The sequence below is a fragment of the Streptomyces sp. JHA26 genome (genome assembly GCF_002005565.1).
GTDB lineage: Bacteria > Actinomycetota > Actinomycetes > Streptomycetales > Streptomycetaceae > Streptomyces.
In genome coordinates, this window is sequence record NZ_BDJC01000009.1 from 80,758 (window position 1) to 104,980 (window position 24,223).

Annotated in this window: 19 protein-coding genes and 1 pseudogene; 13 read left to right on the forward strand and 7 right to left on the reverse strand. The window is 73.2% G+C overall.

What is annotated here, in order from left to right; translation table 11 throughout:
* The first annotated feature begins 27 nt into the window (after nucleotides 1–27).
* Nucleotides 28–1,194 carry a sensor histidine kinase gene (locus JHAT_RS08120; RefSeq protein WP_077797442.1) on the forward strand — a complete coding sequence of 389 codons (1,167 nt, stop codon included), beginning with the start codon at nucleotides 28–30 and terminating at the stop codon, nucleotides 1,192–1,194.
* The gene (locus tag JHAT_RS08125; protein WP_077797374.1) at nucleotides 1,191–1,835 is read left to right on the forward strand and encodes a response regulator transcription factor; all 645 of its coding nucleotides are present in this window, start codon (nucleotides 1,191–1,193) and stop codon (nucleotides 1,833–1,835) included. Before JHAT_RS08120 ends, JHAT_RS08125 begins: the two co-directional genes overlap by 4 nt.
* Before the next feature lie 11 nt (nucleotides 1,836–1,846).
* Here the strand turns inward: JHAT_RS08125 and JHAT_RS08130 are convergent.
* Nucleotides 1,847–2,721, reverse strand: a pseudogene (locus JHAT_RS08130) (universal stress protein); the annotation flags it as partial.
* Nucleotides 2,722–3,007: 286 nt separating this feature from the next.
* Between JHAT_RS08130 and JHAT_RS08135 the strand changes: the two are divergent.
* The gene (locus tag JHAT_RS08135) at nucleotides 3,008–3,412 is read left to right on the forward strand and encodes a hypothetical protein (protein WP_077797375.1); all 405 of its coding nucleotides are present in this window, start codon (nucleotides 3,008–3,010) and stop codon (nucleotides 3,410–3,412) included.
* A gap of 33 nt (nucleotides 3,413–3,445) precedes the next feature.
* On the opposite strand, the gene JHAT_RS08140 is transcribed toward JHAT_RS08135, so the two are convergent.
* Both JHAT_RS08140 and JHAT_RS35835 read right to left on the reverse strand, forming a co-directional pair.
* Nucleotides 3,446–4,588: an enolase C-terminal domain-like protein gene (locus tag JHAT_RS08140; RefSeq protein WP_077797376.1), complete on the reverse strand. Its 1,143-nt coding sequence runs from the start codon at nucleotides 4,586–4,588 to the stop codon at nucleotides 3,446–3,448.
* Nucleotides 4,588–4,965 (reverse strand): thiamine pyrophosphate-binding protein, encoded by a 378-nt coding sequence (locus tag JHAT_RS35835; protein ID WP_077797377.1) that lies wholly within the window; start codon nucleotides 4,963–4,965, stop codon nucleotides 4,588–4,590. The genes JHAT_RS08140 and JHAT_RS35835 overlap by 1 nt, the downstream gene beginning before the upstream one ends.
* Before the next feature lie 364 nt (nucleotides 4,966–5,329).
* Between JHAT_RS35835 and JHAT_RS08150 the strand changes: the two genes are divergently transcribed.
* Complete coding sequence (locus JHAT_RS08150; RefSeq protein ID WP_077797378.1) at nucleotides 5,330–6,130, forward strand: ribonuclease BN; 801 nt, start codon at nucleotides 5,330–5,332, stop codon at nucleotides 6,128–6,130.
* Between the two features lie 78 nt (nucleotides 6,131–6,208).
* Here the strand turns inward: JHAT_RS08150 and JHAT_RS08155 are convergent, their stop codons facing one another.
* The 3 genes from JHAT_RS08155 to JHAT_RS08165 all read right to left on the reverse strand — a co-directional run bounded on the left by JHAT_RS08155 (nucleotide 6,209) and on the right by JHAT_RS08165 (nucleotide 10,337).
* Complete coding sequence (locus JHAT_RS08155) at nucleotides 6,209–7,360, reverse strand: SDR family oxidoreductase (RefSeq protein ID WP_077797379.1); 1,152 nt, start codon at nucleotides 7,358–7,360, stop codon at nucleotides 6,209–6,211.
* Nucleotides 7,357–9,159 carry a thiamine pyrophosphate-requiring protein gene (locus tag JHAT_RS08160; protein WP_077797380.1) on the reverse strand — a complete coding sequence of 601 codons (1,803 nt, stop codon included), beginning with the start codon at nucleotides 9,157–9,159 and terminating at the stop codon, nucleotides 7,357–7,359. The genes JHAT_RS08155 and JHAT_RS08160 overlap by 4 nt, the downstream gene beginning before the upstream one ends.
* Before the next feature lie 110 nt (nucleotides 9,160–9,269).
* Entirely contained in the window at nucleotides 9,270–10,337 is a 1,068-nt protein-coding gene (locus JHAT_RS08165; protein ID WP_077797381.1) for a LacI family DNA-binding transcriptional regulator, read from the reverse strand.
* Between the two features lie 191 nt (nucleotides 10,338–10,528).
* Here JHAT_RS08165 and JHAT_RS08170 point away from each other — a divergent pair, with 191 nt between their 5' ends.
* The 5 genes from JHAT_RS08170 (at nucleotide 10,529) to JHAT_RS08190 (ending at nucleotide 18,145) form a co-directional block, all read left to right on the forward strand.
* Complete coding sequence (locus JHAT_RS08170; RefSeq protein ID WP_077797382.1) at nucleotides 10,529–11,455, forward strand: carbohydrate ABC transporter permease; 927 nt, start codon at nucleotides 10,529–10,531, stop codon at nucleotides 11,453–11,455.
* Between the two features lie 7 nt (nucleotides 11,456–11,462).
* Nucleotides 11,463–12,407 (forward strand): carbohydrate ABC transporter permease, encoded by a 945-nt coding sequence (locus JHAT_RS08175; RefSeq protein WP_077797383.1) that lies wholly within the window; start codon nucleotides 11,463–11,465, stop codon nucleotides 12,405–12,407.
* 96 nt (nucleotides 12,408–12,503) lie between these two features.
* Nucleotides 12,504–13,844: an ABC transporter substrate-binding protein gene (locus JHAT_RS08180; RefSeq protein WP_077797384.1), complete on the forward strand. Its 1,341-nt coding sequence runs from the start codon at nucleotides 12,504–12,506 to the stop codon at nucleotides 13,842–13,844.
* An 88-nt stretch (nucleotides 13,845–13,932) separates the two neighbouring features.
* A complete protein-coding gene (locus JHAT_RS08185; protein ID WP_077797385.1) occupies nucleotides 13,933–15,978 on the forward strand; it encodes a beta-galactosidase in 2,046 nt (681 codons plus the stop codon).
* Between the two features lie 127 nt (nucleotides 15,979–16,105).
* Nucleotides 16,106–18,145 carry an RICIN domain-containing protein gene (locus JHAT_RS08190; protein ID WP_077797386.1) on the forward strand — a complete coding sequence of 680 codons (2,040 nt, stop codon included), beginning with the start codon at nucleotides 16,106–16,108 and terminating at the stop codon, nucleotides 18,143–18,145.
* Between the two features lie 175 nt (nucleotides 18,146–18,320).
* Here JHAT_RS08190 and JHAT_RS08195 read toward each other — a convergent pair whose 3' ends face one another.
* A complete protein-coding gene (locus tag JHAT_RS08195) occupies nucleotides 18,321–18,497 on the reverse strand; it encodes a hypothetical protein (RefSeq protein ID WP_171990795.1) in 177 nt (58 codons plus the stop codon).
* 180 nt (nucleotides 18,498–18,677) lie between these two features.
* On the opposite strand from JHAT_RS08195, the gene JHAT_RS08200 reads away from it, so the two are divergent.
* The 4 genes from JHAT_RS08200 (at nucleotide 18,678) to JHAT_RS08215 (ending at nucleotide 23,860) form a co-directional block, all read left to right on the forward strand.
* On the forward strand, nucleotides 18,678–19,868 hold the full coding sequence (locus JHAT_RS08200) for a spore photoproduct lyase family protein (RefSeq protein WP_077797388.1): 1,191 nt from the start codon (nucleotides 18,678–18,680) through the stop codon (nucleotides 19,866–19,868).
* Nucleotides 19,869–19,945: 77 nt separating this feature from the next.
* Nucleotides 19,946–20,806: an ABC transporter ATP-binding protein gene (locus JHAT_RS08205; protein ID WP_077797389.1), complete on the forward strand. Its 861-nt coding sequence runs from the start codon at nucleotides 19,946–19,948 to the stop codon at nucleotides 20,804–20,806.
* Nucleotides 20,803–21,783 (forward strand): iron-siderophore ABC transporter substrate-binding protein, encoded by a 981-nt coding sequence (locus tag JHAT_RS08210; protein ID WP_077797390.1) that lies wholly within the window; start codon nucleotides 20,803–20,805, stop codon nucleotides 21,781–21,783. The genes JHAT_RS08205 and JHAT_RS08210 overlap by 4 nt, the downstream gene beginning before the upstream one ends.
* A 7-nt stretch (nucleotides 21,784–21,790) precedes the next feature.
* Nucleotides 21,791–23,860, forward strand: a complete 2,070-nt coding sequence (locus tag JHAT_RS08215; protein ID WP_077797391.1) for an iron ABC transporter permease — start codon at nucleotides 21,791–21,793, stop codon at nucleotides 23,858–23,860.
* Nucleotides 23,861–24,223 lie beyond the last annotated feature (363 nt).

Genomic DNA, 24,223 nt, shown 5'->3' on the forward strand with positions numbered 1-24,223 from the left:
CCCACCCCCCGCTCCCTGGCCTGGGCCATGCACCTGCTCGTGGCCGGCCTGCTCGCCCTGGTGGCGCTGCGCGCGGTGGCGGACGGCCGGCCGCACGCGCCCGCCGCCGTCGCCGTCGCCGCGGTGCTGGGCGCGGTGTACGCCGTGGGCCCCACCCTCCCCGCGGTCAGCGCCTCCCGCCGCGCTGCGGCCCTGTGGCTGGCGGCCGTGGGCGTGGTGTGGCTCGTGCTGCTGGCCCTGTCCGCCGAGGCCGTGTGGCTGGCGTTCCCGCTGTACTTCGTCCAGCTCCATCTGCTGCCGCGCCGGGCCGGGCTGGCCGCGGTGCTGGGCACGGCCGTCGCGGCGATCACCGCCTTCTCCGTCCACGCGGGCACCTTCACCGCGGCCACCGCGATCGGCCCGGTCCTCGGCGCCGCCGTCGCCGTGGCGGTGGTGTGGGGCTACCAGGCGCTGTACCGGGAGAGCGAGCAGCGCCGCCGGCTGATCGAGGAGCTCACCGTCACCCGTGCCGACCTGGCCGACGCCCAGCGTGCCGCGGGCGTCCTCGAGGAACGCGAGCGTCTGGCCCGGGAGATCCACGACACCCTCGCCCAGGGACTGTCGAGCATCCAGCTGCTGCTGCGCGCCGCCGAGCGGGCCCTGCCCGGCCGGCCGGAGCCCGCCGTCACCTACGTGGGCCAGGCCCGACAGGCCGCGCTGGACAATCTCGCCGAGGCCCGTCGCTTCGTCGCCGCCCTCTCCCCGCCCGCGCTGGACGACACTCCCCTGGCCGGCGCGCTGGAGCGGCTGTGCGCCACCACCGCCGACCGGCACCGGCTCGACGTGCGGTTCCGCCTCGCCGGCCCGCCCCGCCCGCTGCCGACGGCGCAGGAGGTCGCCCTGCTGCGCGTCGCCCAGTCGGGCCTGGCCAACACGGTGGGGCACGCACGGGCCGGCACGGCCGAGGTCACCCTGAGCTATCTCGGCGACGCGGTCGTCCTCGGTGTCGTGGACGACGGCGTGGGCTTCGACCCGGCCACCGTGCGGGTGCCCGGCGCGGACGGCGGTGGCGGGTTCGGGCTGGCCGCCATGCGGGCCCGCGTACGCGCCGTCGGCGGCACGCTCACCGTCGAGTCCGCCCCCGGGCAGGGCACCGCGCTGTCCGCCCGGCTTCCCTCCACCCCCACCGACGACGATCCGGAGGACCGGCCGTGACCGAGACCGCCCCGACGCCCATCCGGCTGCTGCTCGCCGACGACCACCCCGTCGTCCGGGCGGGGCTGCGCGCGGTGCTGGAGACCGAGGAGGGCATCACCGTGGTCGCGGAGGCGGCGACCGCGGAGGAGGCCGTCGTCCGGGCCGGCCCCGGTGACGTCGACGTCGTCCTGATGGATCTCCAGTTCGGCAAGGGCATGAACGGCGCCGAGGCCACGGCCGCCATCACCGCGCGTCCGGGCGCCCCGCGCGTCCTGATCGTCACGACGTACGACACCGACGCCGACACGCTGCCCGCCATCGAGGCCGGCGCCACCGGGTACCTGCTCAAGGACGCGCCGCCGGAGGAGCTGGCCGCCGCCGTGCGCACCGCCGCGACGGGCCGGACCACGCTCGCCCCCGCCGTCGCGGACCGGCTCATGACCCGGCTGCGCGAGCCGCACACCTCGCTGACCCGTCGTGAGACGGAGGTCCTCGCGCTGGTCGCCGAGGGGCTGTCCAACCAGCATGTCGCGGACCGGCTGCACCTGACCGAGGGCACGGTGAAGTCCCATCTGGCCCGCGTCTACGCCAAACTGGGCGTCGACTCCCGCACGGCCGCGGTCGCCGCCGCCACCGGCCTCGGTCTCATCCGGCGCTGAGCCGGGCCGGTTCAGCGCGCCTCGGTGCGCAGGCCCGGCAGTGCGGCGGCGGTCAGGGGAAGGGGGGGCGTCGTCCGGGTCGACGAGGACGACGGTGCAATCGGCGGCGTGGGTGAGCGCGCTGGTGAAGCTGCCGTCGGCGAACTGCGCGACGGGGCCGCGCGGGGACCGGCCGACGGCGACCGTGCGGGCCCGCACCTCGGCGGCGTGCCGGGCCAGCGCCCGTCCGGCCGCGGCGTGGTCGCCGACGCCGGTGAGGATCTGGCCGGTGGCGGCGATGCCGAGGCCGGTCAGCCGCTCGAGGTGCGCGGTGACCGCCCGGCGGGCCTCGGCGTCGGTCTCGGTGTCGACGGCCTGTTCCTCGACCACGGCGGTCCGCCGGACGTGGACCACTTCGAGGGGGTTGCCGGTGTCGCGGGCGAGACGCGCCGCCGTGTCCACGATGGAGGCGGCCCGGTCGTGGGCGCCCACGGCGACGACGACGGGCGGTACGCCGGTCGTGGCCGGGGTGCCGACGGCGGTGAACGTCGGCGTCGCGGGCTCGCCGTCGGCGGTGCCGGTCTCGGCCCGGCGGAGCAGGCGGTGGCCGCCGGCCAGGACGGGGACGGCGAGGACGAAGGTGGCGGCACCGAGGTAGAAGGGGACGCTCAGGCCGGTGACGGCGGCGAGCCTTCCGGCGACGTAGGGGGCGAGGCCGCCGCCGATGAGGCGGAGGAAGCCGTACGCAAAGGACGCCACGGGGGCGCTCGACCGGCGGCACGAGCATGACGGCCTGCGTGGTCAGGGTGTTGTTGATGCCGATGAAGGCGCCGCTGACGACGACCGCGACGATGACCGTGGTCGGGTCGGTGACGCCGGCCGCGATGACCGCCATGACGATGCCGAGGTGGCGGTCGCGGAGCCCGCGGCGGGCATGTCCATGAGCGCATGATGCATCTAGATGTAGTACGAAACAAGATGGTCGCGCTTCGGCGCCGGTGCCCGAGCTGAGCCGCAGGCCGGTGGTCACGCGGAACGACCTCCTCGAGCCGCCGGCCCACCCGACTCGGGCGGGACGTGCGGGACGAGTGGGGCGTTTGCCCCTTTCTCGTCGGGTAACTCCGGAATTCCGGACGCCGACCCGACACGGCATACGGCGTCGACGCTGCTGGACGGTGATTCCAGGAGGCGCGATGTGGTGGAACCGCAGGCACAGGAAGGGCCGCCGGGCCGCACGGGCCGTTCCCGTGGAGCTGTGCGATCTGTGCGCCAAGGTGTTCCCCGAGGACGAGGCCGTGCGCGGATACGTGCCGGACTCCTCCTCCGCGCACGCGACCGACGAGTGGTTCGACGGACTGCGGCTCATCACCGCGTGCTGCGACGACCACTTCGACATGGTCAAGGACGGTTACCAGGACCGGCCCTTCGTGCAGGAGGAACTCTGGGCGGCGAAACTGACCCGCGCGCTGGCCACGGGGCCGCCGACGCTCTCCATGGACCAGCTCGCGTGCCGGACGGGTCTGCGCGAACCGCAGATCCGCCGCGCGATCGCCTGGCACAACGAGCAGATGCGACAGAGGCAGCGCACGGACCCCTGAACCGGACGCGGCCGCCCCTTCCGCACCCGCCGGTCAGGACGGCCGCGTGCCGTGGACCCGGTAGGGCTCCGCGTCGGCCCACTTGACGTCCAGACCGAGTCCCGGCCGTCCGGTGTCGGGCCGCAGGGTCCCGCCGACGGGCGGCAGGGTGCCGTCGAACAGCAGGCGCTCGACGCGCACGTGGTCGTGGAAGTACTCCAGGTGCCGCAGTCTGCGTACGGCGCAGAAGGCGTGGGCGGAGACCGCCGGGGCGCAGTGCGCGGACAGGTCGAGGTGCCGGGCGGCGGACAACCCGGCGACCTCCAGCACGCCCGTGATGCCCCCGCACCGGGTGACGTCGGCCTGGAGGCAGTCCACGGCGGGGCCGTCGACGAGGCCGACGAAGTCCTGCGCGGTGAAGGCGTACTCCCCCGCCGCGATCTCCAGGCGCTCCGGTCCCCGGTCGCGCAGCATCCGCAGCCCCTCCAGGTCGGCGGAGGTGACGGGTTCCTCGAACCAGCGCACGTCCCACTCGTCGTGGAACCTGCGCGCCCAGTACAGGGCCTCCTTGCGGCCGAGCGCGCCGTTGGCGTCGGTGAACAGTTCGGTCCCGTCGCCGACCGCCTCGCGTGCGGCGGTCAGGCGCCGCGGGTCGGCCTCCGGCTCCCGCGAGGTCTTCAGCTTCACCCGCCCGATGCCCTGCTCCACCCAGCCGGCGAGCTGGCCGGCGAGGCGGTCCGGCGAGTAGTTGGTGAAGCCGCCGCTGCCGTAGACGGGCACGCGGTCGTGGCAGGCCGGCAGGAGGTGCACCAGCGGAAGGTCCAGCAGCCTCGCCTTGAGGTCCCACAGCGCCACGTCGACGGCGGACAGGGCCATGGTCCCGACACCGGGACGACCGGCGTTGCGGATCCGTGCGCCCATCCGCTCCCACAGTGCCGGCGGCGAGGAGACGGGGCCTCCCCCGATCACCGGCGCCAGTTGCGAGCGCACGAACGCGGCGACCGACGTGTCCCCGTAGGTGTACCCCAGCCCGGTCCGTCCGCCGGCGTGCACCCGGACCAGGACCAGGGTGGTGGAGTCCCATTCGAGCGTGCCGTCCTGCTCCCTGCCCTCCGGCCCGTCGGTGGGGACCTCGAAGGCGTGGACGTCGACCGTGTCGATGGTGCAGCCGCCCAGTCCCGCCGTGTCGTCCGGCATCAGTGGCGCCCGGGGAGGCGTTCCGTGACCCCGGCGGGTCCTGGGCGGACGCCCGCGGCGGCGACGAGCGACGACCGCTCCCGTCGGCCCACCACCGGCCGATGGTCGGGCTTCGCGTCGTACGGGCCGTTCGGCGGACGCACCGCACCCGCACCCGAGGCCGCCGCACAGCGACCCGCCGCACCGGTGGACCTCGCGTGCGCGCACGCCGGGAACGCGGCCGTCCCCTCGTACCGCCCCTGAACGGACTCCGGGCCGCCCCTCGCCCGGTCGAACGCACCAGGCGGACCGTCGGCGCCGTCACCCGGACGGCCGTGGGCCCTTCCGGCGCCCCACTCGGCCGGGCGCTGCGGAACGTGGTCGGCCACCAGCGTCATCACGTACTCCTTCGGCGGCACTCCCGCCGCCCCCCTCCAGCGGGTGACCCACGGGCGGGACGCGTAAACAGGGTGAACAGGGGAGGGGAACCACCACGCGTGCCGGTCGTGCGGTGGCGTCGGAGCGCGTCGTCGTCCAGCCTGATCACTGTCCTGATGTCGTCCGGGTTCTGCGGCTCGCCGCCCCGGACCGGGTCTCCCGGTCCGTTCCGCCCGTACGGAGGCCTCTCCACGGAGGTCCTTCCTTCCGCGGCTCCGGGCTGTGCGGACGGGTGCGCGTACGGGCGTCGCGTTTGTCCCGCGGCCCCCGGGTCACTCAGTCCCCCATCGGCGAGCCAGTCCGAGGACCGCCCGAGGAGCACCCGTGAACCGGTACCGGCGCCCCTTCCTTCGTCTGTGGGACCGGTTGGCCGCGTCCGCGCTGGTCCGGCGCGGACGGGACCTGGAGCTGATGCACCGGGCGATGGGCTTCGCCACGCTGGCCCTGGTCACGCTGGCGCCGCTGCTGATCGTGGTGGCCGCCGCCGATCCCCTGGGACACGGTGGCTTCGCGTCGTGGCTGGCCGACGGCATGGGACTGTCCGGCCGGTCCGCGAAGGTGCTGACGGACATCATCAGCCCGCCGACCAAGGTGGTCGGCACCACGAGCGTGTGGGGCGGTATCGCCCTCGCCGTCTTCGGCGTGTCCTTCGCGGCGAGCGTGCAGAACGGCTACGAACGCATCTGGGGTCTGCCGTCCGGCCCCTGGCACCGGGTCTGGCGACAGCTGACCTGGGTGATCGCCCTGACCGCGTACCTGTACCAGGAGGTGCAGACCCGTACCGCTCTGCACGGCTCGGTGCGGATCGGTCTCTCCACATCGGTCGGCATGCTCTTCTTCTGGTGGGGGCAGCACTTCCTGCTGGGCGGGCAGATCCGCTGGCGGGACCTGCTGCCGGGGGCGCTGGCCACCATGGTGGGCCTGGTCGGCCTGCGCGGTTTCTCCTACCTCGTCTTCACCCCGCTGATCCTCGACAACGCGATCAGTTACGGCGCGGTCGGCATCGTGCTCGTGGTGGAGTCCTGGCTCATCGGGGTCGGGTTCGTCGTCTTCGGCGGTGCGATGGTCGGCCACTGGTTCTGCGAGCACCACTGGTGGACGCGGACCATCGATCGGGAGCGGTGATCCGGTGCGGTCGAACGCGCCCGGACGGCCGGTGGCCCGTCCGGGCGCTTCCCCGGGGAGGCGGGGCGCACGACGGCGTCAGCCGCGCGGCGTCCCGCCCCGGCCCTTCGCACCCGCGCTCCGGCAGGTGTGTGCGACCCGCCTCCACGCCGCCCCGGTCCCGCCGGCGTGAGCACGTCCGCCCGCCCCGGCGGCCAGTGTCGCGGTGACGGCTCCGGCGGCCGCCACGGCCAGCGCGAGCGGGCGGCGGTGGCGTGAGAACCAGAACTGGAGGCTCCGCGGGTGCGACTCGTCGTCGAAGAGGCCGTGGGCGCCGTAGTCGACGGGCGCGGCGTCGTCCACCGGCTCGTAGAGGTTGACCGGCCGGGACGGGTCGACGGGGTCGTCGGTCTGCTGCGAGTCGTAGCCGGTGCGGGCCAGGTAGCGGTCGAGCAGGCCCGGGGCGACCCGCTGGCCGAGGAGGGTCGCGACGGTGGAACCGCCGACCCAGTACACGCGCCTGCCCGGATGGTCGGCCGCGTGCAGGACGGCCTCGGCGGCGACCTCGGGCTGGTAGACGGGGGCGACCGGGCGCGGGTGCCGGGGCAGCCGGGTGAGGACCCAGCTGAACTGGGGCGTGTTCAGGCCGGGCATCTGCACCATGGTGACCCGCACGCCGCTGCGGTCGTGCAGCAGTTCGCACCGCAGGGACTCGGTGAAGCCCTGGATGGCGTGCTTGGCACCGCAGTACACCGACTGCAGGGGCACACTGCGCTCGGCGAGGGCCGAGCCGACCTGCACGACGGTGCCCCGGTCACGGGGCACCATCCGCCGGAGCGCGGCCTGGGTGCCGTGGACGAAGCCGAAGTAGGTCACCTCGGTGGCCCGCCTCAGCTCCTCGGGCCGGACCTCCATGGCGGGGGCGAAGACGGTCGTGAAGGCGGCGTTCACCCAGACGTCGATCGGGCCGAGCTCGTCCTCGATCCGGGTCGCGGCGGCGTCCACCGCCTCGGCGTCGGAGACGTCCACCACCAGGGGCAGGGCGCGCCCGCCGGCCTTCCTGACCTCCTCGGCCGTCCGTTCGAGCGCGTGCTCGCCGCGCGCGAGGAGCGCCACGGCGGCACCGCGTGCGCCGAAGGCGCGGGCCGTGGCCCGGCCGACGCCGGCGGTGGCGCCGGTCACGACCACCACCTCGGGGCCGTCCTTCCGGCGGTGCCGCCCGCCGCGCCCGTACCGTCCCGCGCCGGTCACTTCTTGCCCCGGCCGGGGAGGTGCCCGGCGTACTCGGTGAGTTTCTGGCGGACGCCCTTGGCGGCGATGCCGGCCCGCTCCGGGTCGTGCACGGCGGCCTGGGCGGCCTTCTTGCCCTGCTCCGTCGTGATGTGCGGCGGGATCGGTGCGATCTCCGCGTCCACCTTGAACTCCAGCACCACCGGCCGGTCCGAGGCCAGCGCCTCGTCCCAGGCGGCGCCGACCTTCCTGGGCTTGTCGCAGACGATGCCCTTCAGGCCGAGCAGTTCGGCGTAGGCGGCGTAGGGGACGTCGGGAATGTCCTGGGAACCGGGGTACTTGGGGTCACCGGCCATCGCGCGCTGCTCCCAGGTGACCTGGTTGAGGTCCTGGTTGTTGAACACGCAGAAGACCAGCGGAGCCGGCCCGGAGAGCCGGTCCAGGTACCGCTTGACGGTGATCATCTCGTTCATGCCGTTCATCTGGAACGCACCGTCACCCACGAAGGCGATCACCGGGCGGTCCGGGTACGCGAACCGCGCCGCGATCGCGTACGGCGTACCGGGGCCCATCGTCGCCAGCGTCCCGGACAGCGACGCGCGCATGCCGTCACGGAGTTTCAGGTGCCGGGCCCACCAGTTGGTGCCGGAGCCGGAGTCCGCCGTCAGGATCACCCCGTCCGGCAGCCTCGGCGACAGTTCGGCGGCCACCGCCTGCGGATTGATCCGGCCGCCGAAGTGCTGGTCCGCCCAGCGGTCGCACAGGTCGTTCCACTCGCGGACGTCCTTCTCGATCTTCTTCCGCCAGCGGCCGGCCTTCTTCCGCTTCAGCAGCGGGACCAGCGCCCTCAGCGTCTCCTTCGCATCGCCGACGAGGTGGGCCTCCATCGGGTAGCGGATGCCGATCATGCGGCCGTCGATGTCGATCTCCACGCCTCGGGCCTGCCCCTCGTCCGGCAGCCACTCCGCGTACGGGAAACTCGTGCCGACCATCAGCAGGGTGTCGCACTCCCGCATCATGTCGTCACTGGCCTTGCTGCCCAGCAGACCGATCGGCCCCGTCACGAACGGCAGGTCGTCGGGGAGCACCTCACGGCCCAGCAGGGCCTTGGCCACCCCGGCCCCCAGCAGTTCGGCCACCTCGATCACCTCGGCCTCGGCGGCCGCGGCGCCCTGGCCGACCAGCATGGCGACCTTCTCGCCCGCGTTGAGCACGTCGGCGGCCCTGCGCAGCTCGTCGGGGTCGGGGAGGACCCGGGGGCGGCTCCAGCCGACGCTGGAGAAGACCGAACCGTGCTCCTTCGGCGGGGACGGCACCGCGTCCTCCTCCTGCACGTCGTTCGGGATGATGACCGTGGCCACGCCCCGCGTGGTCAGCGCCGTCTTGAACGCCCGGTCGATCACGTGCCGGACCTGCCCCGGATGCACCACCATCTGGCAGAACTCCGACACGTCCGCGAACAACCGGTCCAGAGCGATCTCCTGCTGGTAGTGGGCGCCCAGCGACAACCGCTTCTGCTGGCCCACCACCGCCACCACCGGCTGATGATCGAGCTTCGCGTCGTACAGGCCGTTCAGCAGATGCACCGCACCCGGACCCGAGGTCGCCACGCAGCAGCCCACCTCGCCGGTGAACTTCGCGTGCGCGCACGCCATGAACGCGGCCATCTCCTCATGCCGCGCCTGAATGAACTCCGGACTGCCCCCCGCCCGGTCGAACGCACCGAGCAGACCGTTGATGCCGTCGCCCGGGTAGCCGTAGACCCTTTCGACGCCCCATTCGGCCAGGCGCTGAAGTACGTAGTCGGCGACTTGAGTCATGGGCTCTCCTGCGCACGCGTGAAGAACAGTGGGTTGTGGAGTGCCTTCCCCTGCGGTTCGTAAACCGGGCGGCGCCCACCCGTTCGGCCACCCGTGCCGGATGCGCGCCCTCAGCGTCCGCGCGCCGGGGGCGGTGCGGTGCTCGCGCGGGTCACCAGCCGGGTCGGCACGAGCGTCGTCCCCCGCTCCGGGCCGTCCTGGCGCATCTTGCGCAGCACGGCCCGCACGCAGAGCCGTCCCACCTCGGCGAAGTCCTGGTGCACCGTGGTCAGCGGCGGCAGGAAGGAACCGGCCTCCGGGATGTCGTCGAACCCGATGACGCTGACGTCCTGCGGGACGCGCCGACCGCGTTCGTGCAGGGCGCGCAGCAGTCCCAGGGCCATCTGGTCGTTGGCCGCGAAGACGGCCGTGCAGCCCTCGCGGCCGGCGAGTTCGAGGCCGGCCCGGTGACCGGACTCCGCGGACCAGTCGCCCCGGACGAGGGGCGGCGGGGTGCGGCCGGCCTCGGCGAGCGTCCGGCGCCAGGCGTCCGCGCGGCGCTGGGCGGCGAAGGAGTCCTCCGGCCCGGCCAGGTGCCACACGGTGTCGTGACCGAGGTCGAGCAGGTGCCGCACGGCGGCGCGGGTGCCGCCGGCCTGGTCGGTGTCGACGACCGTGTAGTGGTCGCCGGCGTCGGAGTCGACCACCACGACCTGGACGTGGGGCGGCAGCGTGACGGTGGCCGCGTCCAGGAGGTGGACCTCCATGATGACGATCACCGCGTCGACGGCGAGCTCCTCCAGCCGGGAGAACGCGCCCTGCACCTCGTCCTGCGTGGGCACGGCCACCGGCAGCAGCGTCACCGCGTACCCCTCGCTCGCCGCGGAGGTCGCGATGGCCTCCAGGGTGCGCACGTTGCCCGTGGTGGACAGCGAGAAGGTGATGACGCCGATGGTGCGGAACTCACCGCGTTTGAGCGCCCGGGCGGCGCTGTTGGGGCGGTACCCGAGCTCCTTCATGGCCGCCAGGACCTGCCGCCGGGTCTCCTCGGTCACCCCGGCGTATCCGTTGGAGACGCGGGAGACGGTCTGTGAGGAGACCCCGGCCAGCCGGGCCACGTCCGCCATGGAGGCCGTGCGCTCCCGGCCGCGCCGGGAGCGGGCGGGTGCGCCCGTCGGGACTTCCTCAGCCGTGCTCACTCGGCGTCAGCCACCTCTCTGTCGCTGTCGGGCCCCGGTGCGAAAGGACCCTTGACCGTCGTCATCGGGGCAGTGTAGACATGCCGCCATCAGATGTTTACGTAAACATAACAGCCCGGACACCTTTTCGCGGTGGCCGGTGTTTGCGTAAACATCGCGAGGTCCCAGGACATGGACGAGCGAGGAACGACATGACGACGCTGCAACCGCCGGCCGCCGCCGAGCCGCGGCCGGCACCGCCACCGGCGCGACGGGACCGCCGCTCCTGGACGGGGTGGGGCTTCCTCGGTCCGTTCGTGATCGTGTTCGCCCTGGTCTTCCTCGCCCCGATCGCCTACTCGGTGTACCTCAGCCTCTTCCGCGACCAGCTCGTCGGCGGGACCACCTTCGTCGGCCTGGACAACTACGCGCAGGCCCTCCATGACGACCGGTTCTGGGCCTCGCTCGGCCGGGTCGCGCTCTTCCTGGCCGTCCAGGTGCCGGTCATGCTCGGCATCGCGCTGCTGGTGGCGCTGGCCCTGGACAGCGGCCGCCTCTACGGACGGGACTTCTTCCGGATCTCGATCTTCCTGCCGTACGCCGTGCCCGCCGTGGTGGCCACCCTGATGTGGGGCTTCATGTACGGCACCCGCTTCGGGCTGGTCGGCGACATCAACGACGCGCTGGGCGTCTCGCTGCCCGACCCGCTCTCCGCCGATCTGGTGCTGGCCTCCATCGGCAACATCGTGACCTGGGAGTTCGTCGGCTACAACATGCTGATCTTCTACGCGGCGCTGCGCGTGGTCCCGCACTCGCTGTACGAGGCCGCCGAGATCGACGGGGCCGGGCAGTTCCGCGTGATCACCGCCATCAAGCTGCCGGCCATCCGCGGGGCGCTGGTCATCGCGACGATCTTCTCGATCATCGGCAGCTTCCAGCTCTTCAACGAGCCGAACATCCTCCGGCCGCTGGCGCCCAACGCCATCACCACCGACTACACGCCGAACTTCTACACGTACTCGCTGTCCTTCAACGGGCAGCAGCACAACTACTCCGCGACGGTCGCCATCGTCATGGGGCTGATCACCATGGTCGTCGCCTACGTCGTCCAGCTGCGCGGCATGCGCAAGGGAGTGTGAAGCAGCGATGACCAGTCCTGTCGTCACCGTCTCCGACCGTCCCGCGCCCTCCGGCGCCCCCGGCACCGCGCCCCGGCTGCGCGCCCCCCGCCGCCCGCACACCCCGGGCAGGCCCCGGCGCAGCGTCCTGCTGACCGTGCTCACCGGACTGGTGGTGCTCTACAGCCTGGTGCCGCTGCTCTGGCTGGTCGTCGGCGCCACCAAGACGCAGGAGGGCCTGTCGGACTCCTTCGGCCTGTGGTTCGACGGGGACTTCGCCCTGTGGGACAACCTCACGCAGACGTTCACCTACGACGACGGCGTGTTCACCCGCTGGCTGCTCAACACCCTGCTGTACGTGGGGCTGGGCGCGGGCGGCGCCACCTTCCTCGCCGTCCTCGGCGGTTACGCGCTCGCCAAGTTCGACTTCCCCGGCCGGCGCGGGGTCTTCGCCGTCGTCATCGGCGCGGTGGCGGTGCCGGGTACGGCGCTGGCGGTGCCGACCTTCCTGATGTTCAGCAAGATGGGACTCACCGACACACCCTGGGCGGTGATCGTCCCGTCGTTGATCTCGCCGTTCGGCCTGTACCTGATGTGGGTGTTCGCGAGCGAGGCCGTTCCGACCGAGCTGATGGAGGCCGCGCGCATCGACGGCGCCGGCGAGGTGCGCACCTTCTTCCGGGTCGCGCTGCCACTGCTGGCGCCCGGCATCGTCACCGTCCTGCTGTTCACCATGGTCGCGACCTGGAACAACTACTTCCTGCCGCTGATCATGCTCAAGGACCCGGACTGGTATCCGCTGACCCTGGGTCTGAACAGCTGGAACCAGCAGGCCCAGACCGCCGGCGGCGAGGCCGTCTTCAACCTGGTCGTCACCGGATCCCTCGTCACGATCCTGCCGCTGATCGCCGCGTTCCTGCTGCTGCAGAGGTACTGGCAGTCCGGACTGGCCGCCGGAAGCGTCAAGGAATAGCCCGGACGGCCCCCTCCCCCACGCTCCCCCTCCCCCACGTTCCTCCCGATCCCCGACTGTGCCGGTCACCGGCCACGAAGAAGTGGAAGCTCACCCATGCACAAGCAATCGCGCCGTCTGCTGCGCGGCATCGGTCTCGTCTGCGCCCTCGCCCTGGGAGCGACCGCCTGCGGCGACGAGGACGGTGGATCGAGCGGGAAGTCCGTCTCCCAGGCGGACGTCCGGGCCGCTCTGGAGAAGGGCGGCACCATCACCGTCTGGGCGTGGGAGCCCACGCTGAAGCAGGTGGCCGCCGGCTTCGAGAAGGAACACCCCGGCGTCAAGGTGAACCTGGTCAACGCGGGCACCAACAAAGACCAGTACACGGCCCTGCAGAACGCCATGTCGGCGAAGAAGGGCGTACCCGACGTCGCCCAGATCGAGTACTACGCGATGGGCCAGTTCGCGCTGACCGAGCAGCTCACCGATCTCAAGGGCTTCGGCGCCGAGAAGCTCGCCACCCGTTACTCGCCCGGTACCTGGAACGGCGTGAAGGCCGGCGGCGACGGCGTCTACGCCCTGCCGATGGACTCCGGCCCGATGGCGCTGTTCTACAACAAGAAGGTCTTCGACCGGTACGGCATCAAGGTGCCCACCACCTGGGACGAGTACCTCACCGCCGCCCGCGACCTGCACAGGAAGAACCCGGAGGCGTACATCACCGCCGACACCGGAGAGGCCGGCTTCACCACCAGCATGCTCTGGCAGGCCGGTTCGCGCCCCTACACGGTGAACGGCACCGAGGTGAAGATCGACTTCTCCGACAAGGGCGCCGGGAAGTTCACCGGCGTCTGGCAGAAGCTCATCGACGAGAAGCTCCTCGCCCCCGTCACCAGCTGGTCCGACGAGTGGTACAAGGGCCTCGGCGACGGCAGCATCGCCACCCTGGCCACCGGCGCCTGGATGCCCGCCAACCTGGAGTCGGGCGTCAAGAACGCCTCCGGCGACTGGCGGGTCGCCCCGCTGCCGCAGTGGTCCGCGGGCGACAAGGCCGGCGCCGAGAACGGCGGCAGCGCGCTCGCCCTGCCGGAGCTCGGCAAGAACGAGGCGCTGGCGTACGCCTTCGTCGAGTACGCCAACGCCGGCAAGGGCGTGCAGACCCGTCTGGAGAACGGAGCCTTCCCGGCGACCACCGCGGACCTGCAGTCCAGCACGTTCCAGGAGACGAAGTTCCCGTACTTCGGCGGCCAGCAGGCCAACAAGATCTTCGCCGAGGCGGCCGGGAACGTCGCCGGCGACTGGTCGTACCTGCCCTACCAGGTGTACGCGAACTCGATCTTCAACGACACCGTCGGCAAGGCCTACGTCTCCGGCACCACGCTGGCCGAGGGCCTGAAGGCCTGGCAGGACGCCTCGGTCGAGTACGGCACCGAGCAGGGCTTCACCGTCGAGCAGTAGCACCAGCACGCGACGCGGCGGCCCGCACGGGGCGGCGCGGCACCCGCGCCGCCTCCCGCGCCGCACGCATCCCACCGGAAGGACCGCCATGATCTCCACCCTCCTGTCCCGCCTGCAGCGCGGACCGGACGGCGCGCCCGCCCCCCGTCTCGCCTTCGGCGCGGACTACAACCCCGAGCAGTGGCCCCGGGAGGTGTGGGAGGAGGACGTACGGCTGATGCGCGAGGCCGGCGTCAACATCGTCTCCGTCGGCATCTTCTCCTGGGCCCGGATCCAACCGGGCCCGGACACCTGGGACTTCGCCTGGCTCGACGAGGTCATGGACCTGCTGCACGAGAACGGCGTCGGCGTCGACCTGGCCACCGCCACCGCGTCCCCGCCGCCCTGGCTGACCACCGCGCACCCGGAGATCCTCCCGGTCACCGACCGCGGGGAGACGCTGTGGCCGGGAGCGCGCCAGCACTGGCGCCCCACCTCCCCCGTCTTCCGCGAGCACGCCCTGCGCCTGGTGCGCGAGATGGCGTCCCGCTACGCCGGTCACCCGGCCCTGGTCGCCTGGCACGTCAACAACGAGCTCGGGTGCCACAACGTCTACGACTACTCGGACGACGCGGCCCGTGCCTTCCGGAACTGGCTGCGCGCCCGGTACACCACGCTGGACGCCCTCAACCACGCCTGGGGCACGGCGTTCTGGTCGCAGCGCTACAGCGACTGGGAGCAGATCCTGCCGCCGCGGCTCGCCGCCTCCCACCCCAACCCGACGCAGCAGCTGGACTTCAAGCGTTTCTCGTCGGACGCCCTGAAGGACCACCTGCGGGCCGAGCGCGAGGTGCTGCGGGACCTCACGCCGGACGTCCCGGTCACCACCAACTTCATGGTGATGCCGGGCACCAAGGGCATGAACTACGCGGACTGGGCGGGCGAGGTGGACTTCGTCGCCAACGACCACTACGTCGTCCCGCACCCGCAGGACCGTGACGAGCTGTCCTTCTCGGCGAACCTCACCAGCGGCATCGCGGGCGGCCGGCCCTGGTTCCTGATGGAGCACTCCACCAGCGCCGTGAACTGGCAGCCCGTCAACCTGGCGAAGCGGCCGGGCGACCTGGCCCGGGACTCGCTGACCCACGTGGCGCACGGTGCCGACGCGGTCTGCTTCTTCCAGTGGCGCCAGTCGGCGGCCGGCGCCGAGAAGTACCACTCGGCGATGGTGCCGCACGCCGGCGCCGACAGCGACCTGTTCCGCGCGGTCACCGCGCTCGGCGACACGCTGAGGACGCTGGCGCCGGTCGCCGGGAGCGAGCGGGAGCCCGCCGGGGTCGGCATCCTCTTCGACTGGGAGTCGTGGTGGGCGAGCGAGCAGGACTCGCACCCCACCTCGCTGCTCGACTACCACCGGGAGGCGCTCGACTGGTACTCCGCGCTCCTCTCCCTCGGCATCCGCGCCGACGTGGTCACCACCGGCGCCGACCTGAGCCGCCACCGGGTGCTGATCGCGCCGGTGCTGCACCTGGTCCCCGCCGATCTCGCCAAGGAGCTCACCCGGTACGCCGAGCAGGGCGGGCACCTGGTCACCACGTACTTCTCCGGCGTCGTGGACGAGAACGACCACGTCTGGCTCGGCGGCTACCCGGGCGCCCTGCGGGACCTGCTGGGCATCCGCGTCGAGGAGTTCGGCCCCCTGCCCGCCGGGCAGACCGTGGAGCTGGACGACGCGACCGCCGGCGGCCTGTGGACCGACCAGATCACCGTCACCGCGCCCGAGACGGAGGTCCTCGCCCGCTACCGCACCGGCACGCACGCGGGACGCCCGGCCGTCACCCGGCGTCCGGCGGGCAGCGGCTCGGCCGCGTACGTCTCCACCCGGCTCGGTGCCGACGGGCTGGCCTCGCTGCTGCCGCGACTGCTGGAACCGGCCGGCGTGGCGAGCGAGCTGCCCGCCGAGGTGCGCGGCCTGGTCGAGGCGACCGTGCGCCGCGGTCCCGGCGGCCGGTTCGTGTTCCTGGTCAACCGGACCGACGACGCGGTCACCGTCCCGGACCTGCCCGGAGAGGTACTGGTCGGCGCCACCGACGGGGCCGGCGCCGTCGTCCTCGGCCCCAGGGGCGTCGCCGTCCTGCGCACGCCCGCCGCCTGACCCTCCCCACCGCGCACCACCACGACTCCCCGGAGCGGCACGCACCTGCTCCGGGGCGCCCCCTCCTGCCCGCCCACGGGCGGGAGGGGCCACCGCAGCGACCACACCTTCCCGTTGGGAGCACACGATGGCACGACGTACCCGCAGCAGACGCCTCCTCGGGGTCGCTGCGTTCACCGCCCTGGCCACCGGGGCCGCACTGACCGGCGTCCCCGCACAGGCCGAGCCCGCCGCGGCCGCCGCCTCCGTCACCGTGCGGCCGGACCCGTCGTACCAGCAGGAGGCGTTCGAGGGCTGGGGCACCAGTCTGGTCTGGTTCGCCAACGCCACCGGCGACTACCCGCCCGAGATCCGCGAGGAGCTGGCCCGGCTCCTGTTCGACGACGACGGCCTCGGGCTGAACATCGCCCGCTACAACATCGGCGGCGGCAACGCTCCGGACGTCGAGGACTACCTGCGCCCCGGCGGCGCCGTCGAGGGCTGGTGGAAGGCGCCCGCGGGCACCACCCGCGACGACACCGACTGGTGGAGCGCCGACGACCCGGCGGACTGGAACGAGGACGCCGACGCCACCCAGCGCTGGTGGGTCGAGCGCATCAAGGACGACATCGACCACTGGGAGACGTTCAGCAACTCGCCGCCGTGGTTCATGACCGTCAGCGGCTACGTCTCCGGCGGCTTCGACTCCTCAGCCGACCAGCTGAGGACCGACTCGGTCGACGACTTCGCCGCCTACCTGGCGGGCGCGACCAGGCGGCTGGAGCGGGCCGAGGGCATCGAGGTCGACACCGTCGACCCGTTCAACGAGCCGAACACCCCTTATTGGGGGACGCAGTTGGGCAGTGACGGTGAGCCCGTCGGCGGCCGTCAGGAAGGGGCCCACATGGGTCCCGAGCTCCAGCGCGAGGTCCTCCGGGCCCTGGCCCCCGCCCTGAAGAAGGCGAAGGTCCGGGCGGACATCTCGGCGATGGACGAGACCAACCCGGGCACCTACGCCAAGAACTGGAGCGCGTACTCCCCGGCCGACCGCGACCTCGTCGGCCAGATGAACGTCCACACCTACGGCACCGGTCAGCGCACCACCGTGCGCGACCTCGCCAAGGCGGCGGACAAGCCGCTGTGGATGAGCGAGGTCGGCGGCGACTGGGGCGACGGGCAGGACTTCGAGGACATGCGGCCCGGTCTCGGCCTCGCCCAGCAGATCGTCGACGACCTGCGCGAACTGGAGCCCCGCGCCTGGGTGTTCTGGCAGCCCGTCGAGGACTACGACAACATGAAGCCGGGCGGGGAGTCCGCCGAGGGCGGCAACTGGGGCAGCATCCAGATACCGTTCGACTGCACCGCCGGGGACACCCTGGAGACCTGTCCGATCCGGACGAACACCAAGTTCGACACGGCGCGCAACTTCACCCACTTCATCAAGCCCGGCGACCGGCTCGTCACGACGGACGACACCTCCAGCGTCGCCGCCGTCACCCGCGACGGCAAGGGCGCCTCGCTCGTCCACGTCAACCGCACCACCGCGCCGCGCACGGTCACCATCGACCTGTCGAAGTTCCGCGACGTCAGTCGCAGGGCCACCGTCACCCCGGTCGTGACCAGCGCCGACGGCAGGCTCGCGAAGCAGGACCCGATCCGGGTCGACGACCGCGCGGCCACCTTCACCGTGCCCGCGCAGTCCGTGACGTCCTTCGAGATCAAGGGTGTCTCCGGGGTCGCGAAGGACGCCCCGGCGCTCCGCAAGGGCCACACCTACACGCTGACCGGCGTGCAGAGCGGCAAGGCCGTCACCGTCGCCGGCGACGGCACGAGCCTGGTCCTCGGCTCCGGGACCGGCACGCAGGCCCAGCAGTGGCGGCTGAGCGCGGTGCGCCCCGACAGCGGGGTCCGCGACCGCTACGTGTTCACGAACCCGCGGGGCGGCACGCGGCTGGCCGTGCGCGACGACGTCCCGGTGGCCGAACCCGACACCGGCAGGCGCGACGCGGCCGCCGAATGGCTCCTGTCGACCACCGGCGACGGCACCTGGACGCTGGTCAACGCCGCCACCGGACGCCTGCTGGAGGTCGGCGGCCAGGCGACGCACGAGGGCGCGGCCGTCACGACGTGGCCGCCCAACTCCGGCGCCAACCAGCGGTGGACGGTGACGGACGTGTCCGCCGGCTGATCCCTCCCCCTGCGCGAACGGCCCCGCCCGCACGGCCTCCGGCGGTGCGGACGGGGCCGCGGCGGTGCGGACGGGGCCGCGGACCACATCCGGGCCGACGCGCGCGAACCGGAGGAGGGCGGCGTCCACGCGGACGTGGCGCGCGCCCCCCGGCCCCGGGGCGCGGGGCGGTGGCTCAGCGGCGGCGTCCGCGCGCCGTCCGGCCGCCGCCGATGCCGGCGACGTGCAGGGCCAGCAGGGCGAGGCCGATGAGCATGACGTCGGTCGAGGTGAAGACGTCGTTGGTCGAGATCTCCGCCACGTTGATCAGCCAGGCGAGGAGGAACAGAACCGCCGCGATGATGGCGAGCACGGTGCACACCCCTTCGGATCGGCGGCACCGGGCCGGTGCCGTGTCACGCGTATGCCCCCGACGGGACGCATGACACGGCGGACGGCGCCGCGCGCTTTCGTACAGTGGAGGGACCGGGACCGTCCGCGGCACGCCGAGGCCGGGAACGGTCCGTCCTGGCACTCGCGCACCGGAGCTCTCATGCACGACCCGTCCACCGCACCGGACGACGGCTCCGGCACCCTGTTCGGCCTCGACGCCCTGTCGCCCGCCTCCCCGGCCTCCGGACCCCCCGCCCCTGCCCCCGCTCCGCTCTTCCGGGACTCGGCCGCGGCCCGCCGGCTGCTGCCCGTGCGCGAGATCCACGCCGAGCCGGCCGCCGCGGCGTCCCCGCGCGGCCGCCAGGTCGTCGCCCGGTTCCCCGAGGCCCGTCTGATCGAGGTCGACTCCCACTGGCGCGTCCCCGGCCTGCACGGCAACGAGGGCAACGTCGAGCGCTGGGTGCGGGTCAAGGGCGAGACGCTCGTGCTGGGCGAGAAGAAGACGCTGACCATGCGTCCCAACGGCCGCTCCGCGGACTGGATCGCGCCGGGTGCCTCCAACGGCTGCGCGATGGCCTGCGCCTACTGCTACGTGCCCCGGCGCAAGGGGTACGCCAACCCCGTCACGGTCTTCACCAACATCGACCCGATCATCGCCCACCTCGGCCGGCACATCGCCCGCCAGGGGCCCAAGACCGAGCCGAACCAGTGCGACCCCGAGGCCTGGGTGTACGACATCGGCGAGAACGGCGACTGCTCGGTGGACGCCCTGATCTGCGACAACACCGCGGACCTGGTGCACGCCTTCCGGCAGTGGCCGACGGCCAAGGCGTCCTTCGCCACCAAGTTCGTCAATCCGGACCTGCTCGCCCTCGACCCGCGGGGCCGGACCCGGATCCGCTTCTCGCTGATGCCGCCGGACGACTCACGGCTGCTGGACCTGCGCACCTCCCCGGTCGCCGAGCGCATCGCCGCGGCGGGCGACTTCCTGGACGCCGGATACGAGGTGCACTTCAACCTGTCCCCCGTGGTCGTGCGACCGGGCTGGGAGGAGGCGTGGGCGGAGTTGCTGCGGCATCTCGACGACGTCCTGCCGGAGCGGGTGAAACGGCAGGCGGCCGCCGAGGTGATCATGCTGACGCACAACCGGGAGCTGCACGAGGTCAACCGCGGCTGGCATCCGCGGGCGGAGGAGACCCTGTGGCGGCCGGACCTCCAGCAGGCCAAGCGCTCCGAGAACGGGGCGCTCAACGTGCGCTACCGCAACGGCGTCAAGGCCGACGCCCTCGCCCGGCTCCGTGCGCTGGTCGACGCGCACGCACCCTGGCTGCGCATCCGGTACGCCTTCTGACGCCCCCGGCCGGTCAGGTGGCCGGTGTACCCGACGCCGGCCACCAGCGCTTCTTAGGTTAGGCTAACCTTCGTTGTGTGAGATCTGGTGAAGACGCAGCCGGCACCCCGCGCCTGCGGGGCCACGAGCTGTCGGCCACGGGCGTGACCGTGTCGTACGACGAGGTCGACGTCGTGCACGACGCGACGGTCGGGCTCAGGCCCGGTGAAGTGACCGTCCTGGTGGGCCCGAACGGCAGCGGGAAGTCGACGCTGCTGCGGACGATCGCCCGGCTGCAGCGGGCCCGCCGTGCCACGCTCGGCATCGACGGCGACATCGACGGCATGTCACTGACGGTCCGTCAGTTCTCTCGGTACGTCGCGCTGCTGACGCAGGGAAGGCCGACGCCCGGCGGGCTGACCGTACGGGACGTCGTCGAGTTCGGCCGCTATCCGTACCGGGGCCGCTGGGGCCGGCCCGATCCGGACGGTCCGGCCGCCGTCGACCGGGCGCTCGCGCTCACCGGGGTCGACGGCCTCGCCGACCGCGGCGCCGACCACCTCTCCGGCGGACAGTTGCAGCGGGTCTGGCTCGCGAGCTGCCTCGCCCAGGAGACCGGTGTCCTGCTCCTGGACGAACCCACGACCTACCTCGACCTGCGCCACCAGGTCGAACTCCTCGACCTCGTCCGCGACCTGGCGGACGACCACGGCATCGCCGTCGGCGTCGTCCTGCACGACCTCGACCAGGCGGCGGCCGTCGCCGACCGGATCACGCTGCTCGAAGCGGGCCGCGTCGTCGCCGACGGCCCGCCCGCGGAGGTGCTGACGCCGGAGCGGCTGACCGCCGTCTACGGCATCCGGATCGACGTCGACACCGACCCCCTGACCGGCCGGCTGCGCACCCGCCCGATCGGCCGCCACCACATGCGAACCGAAAGGCTCGGCACCACCTCATGAGACGCCTCCTGCTCACCGCGGCCGCCACCGCCGCGGCGCTCACCCTGGCCGCCTGCGGCACCACCGAACCGGCCGCCGACAAGACGGAGAAGAAGACCTCCGAGGCGATCACCCTGAAGGACGGCAAGGGCACCGAGGTGAAGCTCGACGGGCCGGCCACCAAGGTCGTCGCCACCGAGTGGAACGTCGTCGAGAGCCTCGTCTCGCTCGGTGTCGACCCGGTCGGCGTCGCCGACGTCAAGGGCTACCGGACCTGGGACGCCTCCGCCCCGCTGAAGAACGAGCCCGCGGACATCGGCACGCGCGGCGAGCCGAGCATGGACACCATCGCCTCGCTCGCCCCCGACCTGATCGTCGCCACCACCGACCTGCCGCCGGCCGCGGTGAAGCAGCTGCGCGAGGTCGCCCCGGTGCTGGAGGTCACGTCCGCCGACGGCGCCCACCAGATCGACCGGATGCTGGAGAACGTCGACCTGATCGCCAGGGCCACCGGCACCACGGACAGGGCGAAGACGGTCCGCGAGGACTTCGAGGCGAAGCTCGACGAGGGCAGGAAGGCCCTGGCCGGCGCGGGGATGGCCGGCCAGGAGATCGCCTTCGCCGACGGCTACGTCACCTCCAACCAGGTCTCCGTCCGTCCGTACACGGCGACGTCGCTGATCGGCGAGGTCAACGAGGCGATCGGCCTGAACAACGCCTGGAAGGTGACGGGCGACGAGGCCTACGGCCTGGGCTCCACCGACGTCGAGGGCCTGACCGCCCTGCCGAAGGGTGTCCGGTTCGCCTACATCGGCAACGACGAGGACCCGAACGCCACCCCGTTCACCGGCGCGCTGGCCCGGAACCCGGTGTGGAAGTCCCTGCCGTTCGTGAAGGCGGGCGACGTGCACCGGCTGGACGACGGCATCTGGATGTTCGGCGGCCCGGCGTCCATGTCCGCGTACGTCGACGCCGTCGTCGGCGCGCTGACGAAGTAGCGGGGTCATGGCCGTCACCGCGCCCGAGCCCGCCGTCCGTCCGTCGTCGGCTCCCGCGCCCCGGTCGGGGGCGGCCGCGGTGACGGCCGGCCTCGTCCTCCTGGTCGCCGTCCTCGCGGTCGTCGACATCACCCAGGGCACCGCCGCCGTCGGGTCGTCCGAGGTGTTCAAGGCCCTGACCGGGCGGGCCGACCCCGGCGACGCGTCCGTCGTCGTCGCCTCCCGGCTGCCCCGCACGACCGCCGGCCTCCTGGTCGGCGCCGTGCTCGGCACGGCCGGCGCCGTGCTCCAGGCGGTCAGCCGCAACGTGCTGGCCTCCCCCGACACCCTCGCGGTGAACGCGGGTTCCTACCTGGCGCTCGGGCTCGTCGGCGCCGCCGGCGTCTCGCTGCCGATGATCGCCTCGTCCGGTGTCGCCTTCGCCGGCGGCCTGGCGGCGGCGGCCGTCGTGCTCGGCCTGTCCGGCCCGGGCACCGGCACCGTCCGGCTCGTCCTGGCCGGCACCGCGCTGATGCTGGGCCTGAACTCCGTGACCGAGGGGCTGCTCCTGCTGTTCCCCCAGGAGACGGAAGGCCTTTACCGGTGGAACCAGGGCAGCATCGCCCAGAACGGCTTCGGCGGTGTCCTGCAGATGCTCCCGATCGCCCTGATCGGCCTCGTGGGGCTGCTGCTGACCGCCCGTCGCGTCGACGCGCTCGCCCTCGGCGACGACGCGGCACGCGGGGTGGGCGTCCCGGTGCGGGCCACCCGCGTCACGGTCGTCGTCCTGGCGGCGCTGCTGTCCGCCGCCGCGGTCACGCTGGCCGGTCCCCTCGGCTTCGTCGGCCTGTCCGCACCCGCCCTGGTGCGCCCGCTCGCCCGCCGGTACCGCGGGTACGCGCGCTCCCGCGCGGCCCTGCCCGCCGCCGCGCTCGCCGGCGCGGCCCTGGTGCTCGGGTCGGACGTGCTGCTGCGGGCGCTGGTGCCGGACGACCTGTCGGTGGCCGTGCCCACGGGGGTGGTCACGAGCCTGGTCGGCGCCGTGTTCCTGGTCGTGACGGCACTGCGGCTGCGGGACACCGCGGGGGCGGACGCGCCGGACCGGCTGCGCATCCCGAGCCGGGCGGTGTTCCTGGCCACGGTGGGCGTCCTCGTGGCCGTCCTGGCCGGCCTGGTCGTCGCCGCCGTGCTGGTGGGCGACAGCAAGCTGCTGCTCGGTGACGTCGCCAACTGGGCGCAGGGGAGGGCCGGGCGGACCGTCTCCTTCGTCCTGGACACCCGGGTGCCGCGGGTGCTCGCCGCGCTGTGCGCGGGTGCGGCACTCGCCCTGTCCGGCACGCTGGTGCAGGCCGTCACCCGCAACCCGCTGGCGGAACCGAGCGTCCTGGGGGTCTCCGGCGGGGCCGCGCTGGGTGCCGTGCTCCTGGTGACGACCGCGCCCGTCGCCGCCGGGTGGGCCGTCGCCGGTGCCGCGTTCGCGGGGGCCGGTGTCACCGCGGTCGTCGTCTTCGGGCTCGCCGCGCGGGGCGGTTTCCGGCAGAACCGGCTGGTCCTCGTCGGCATCGGCGTCGCCGCCGCGACGACGGCGCTGATCAGCCTGCTGATCGTGCTCACCGACCCGTTCAACGCCACCAAGGCGCTGACCTGGCTGTCCGGTTCCACGTACGGGCGCACCCTGCCGGACGTGCTGCCCGTCGCCCTGGTGCTGGCCGTCGGCACGGCCGTGGCGGTGGCCCGGCGCACGGAGCTGGACCTACTCTCCCTGGACGAGGACACGCCCCGTCTGCTCGGCCTGCCGTTGGGCCCCGGCCGCCTCGGCTTCCTCGCCCTGAGCGTCCTGCTCAGCGCGACCGCCGTGGCCTGTGCGGGCACCATCGGCTTCGTGGGCCTGGTGGCCCCGCACGCGGCACGCGCCCTGGTGGGCCGGCGGCACGTGCGGGTCGTCCCGGTGGCGATGCTGCTGGGTGCCGCGCTCGTCTGCACGGCCGATCTGCTGGGCCGCACGGTGATCGCCCCGGCCCAGCTCGGCGCGGGCCTCATGACGGCGGTGATCGGAACGCCGTACTTCCTGTACCTGCTGGTACGCAGCAGGCGGTAGCCGGCCGGGCACTCGCCGGGGACCACGACGGCCCGCCGAACGGCGCCGACGGCGCCCCGGTCCGCGGCGAACCGCTCCGCCCGCGCCGAGCCCGCCCGGCGTCGGCAGCGGCCCGCTCGACCACGCCGCCCCGCCGCTCACCGACCGGGGCGCCGCCGTCTCCCGGCTCACCGGCCGGCTGGACGGCCGGTTCCCCCTGCCGGACCGTGCCCGCACGGCCCCGAGCGGCCTCGCACCCCGCGTGCACCCATGAGTTCGGATCCGCAAAGCGACACGGTCGTCTCCACGGCCCCCGGCGTCCCGGATCCGTCCGGTCCGCCGGTGTGACCCGCGCGAACCCGGGCAGCAGCCCTGACATGCGCC

Excerpts from the sequence above, each read along its gene's own strand:
- JHAT_RS08120 (WP_077797442.1), top strand. The coding sequence starts at position 28 with ATGCACCTGCTCGTGGCCGGCCTGCTCGCCCTGGTGGCGCTGCGCGCG.
- JHAT_RS08135 (WP_077797375.1), top strand. The coding sequence starts at position 3,008 with ATGTGGTGGAACCGCAGGCACAGGAAGGGCCGCCGGGCCGCACGGGCC.
- JHAT_RS08140 (WP_077797376.1), bottom strand. The coding sequence starts at position 4,588 with ATGCCGGACGACACGGCGGGACTGGGCGGCTGCACCATCGACACGGTC.
- JHAT_RS35835 (WP_077797377.1), bottom strand. The coding sequence starts at position 4,965 with ATGACGCTGGTGGCCGACCACGTTCCGCAGCGCCCGGCCGAGTGGGGC.
- JHAT_RS08160 (WP_077797380.1), bottom strand. The coding sequence starts at position 9,159 with ATGACTCAAGTCGCCGACTACGTACTTCAGCGCCTGGCCGAATGGGGC.
- JHAT_RS08170 (WP_077797382.1), top strand. The coding sequence starts at position 10,529 with ATGACGACGCTGCAACCGCCGGCCGCCGCCGAGCCGCGGCCGGCACCG.
- JHAT_RS08175 (WP_077797383.1), top strand. The coding sequence starts at position 11,463 with ATGACCAGTCCTGTCGTCACCGTCTCCGACCGTCCCGCGCCCTCCGGC.
- JHAT_RS08180 (WP_077797384.1), top strand. The coding sequence starts at position 12,504 with ATGCACAAGCAATCGCGCCGTCTGCTGCGCGGCATCGGTCTCGTCTGC.
- JHAT_RS08185 (WP_077797385.1), top strand. The coding sequence starts at position 13,933 with ATGATCTCCACCCTCCTGTCCCGCCTGCAGCGCGGACCGGACGGCGCG.
- JHAT_RS08190 (WP_077797386.1), top strand. The coding sequence starts at position 16,106 with ATGGCACGACGTACCCGCAGCAGACGCCTCCTCGGGGTCGCTGCGTTC.
- JHAT_RS08200 (WP_077797388.1), top strand. The coding sequence starts at position 18,678 with ATGCACGACCCGTCCACCGCACCGGACGACGGCTCCGGCACCCTGTTC.
- JHAT_RS08210 (WP_077797390.1), top strand. The coding sequence starts at position 20,803 with ATGAGACGCCTCCTGCTCACCGCGGCCGCCACCGCCGCGGCGCTCACC.
- JHAT_RS08215 (WP_077797391.1), top strand. The coding sequence starts at position 21,791 with ATGGCCGTCACCGCGCCCGAGCCCGCCGTCCGTCCGTCGTCGGCTCCC.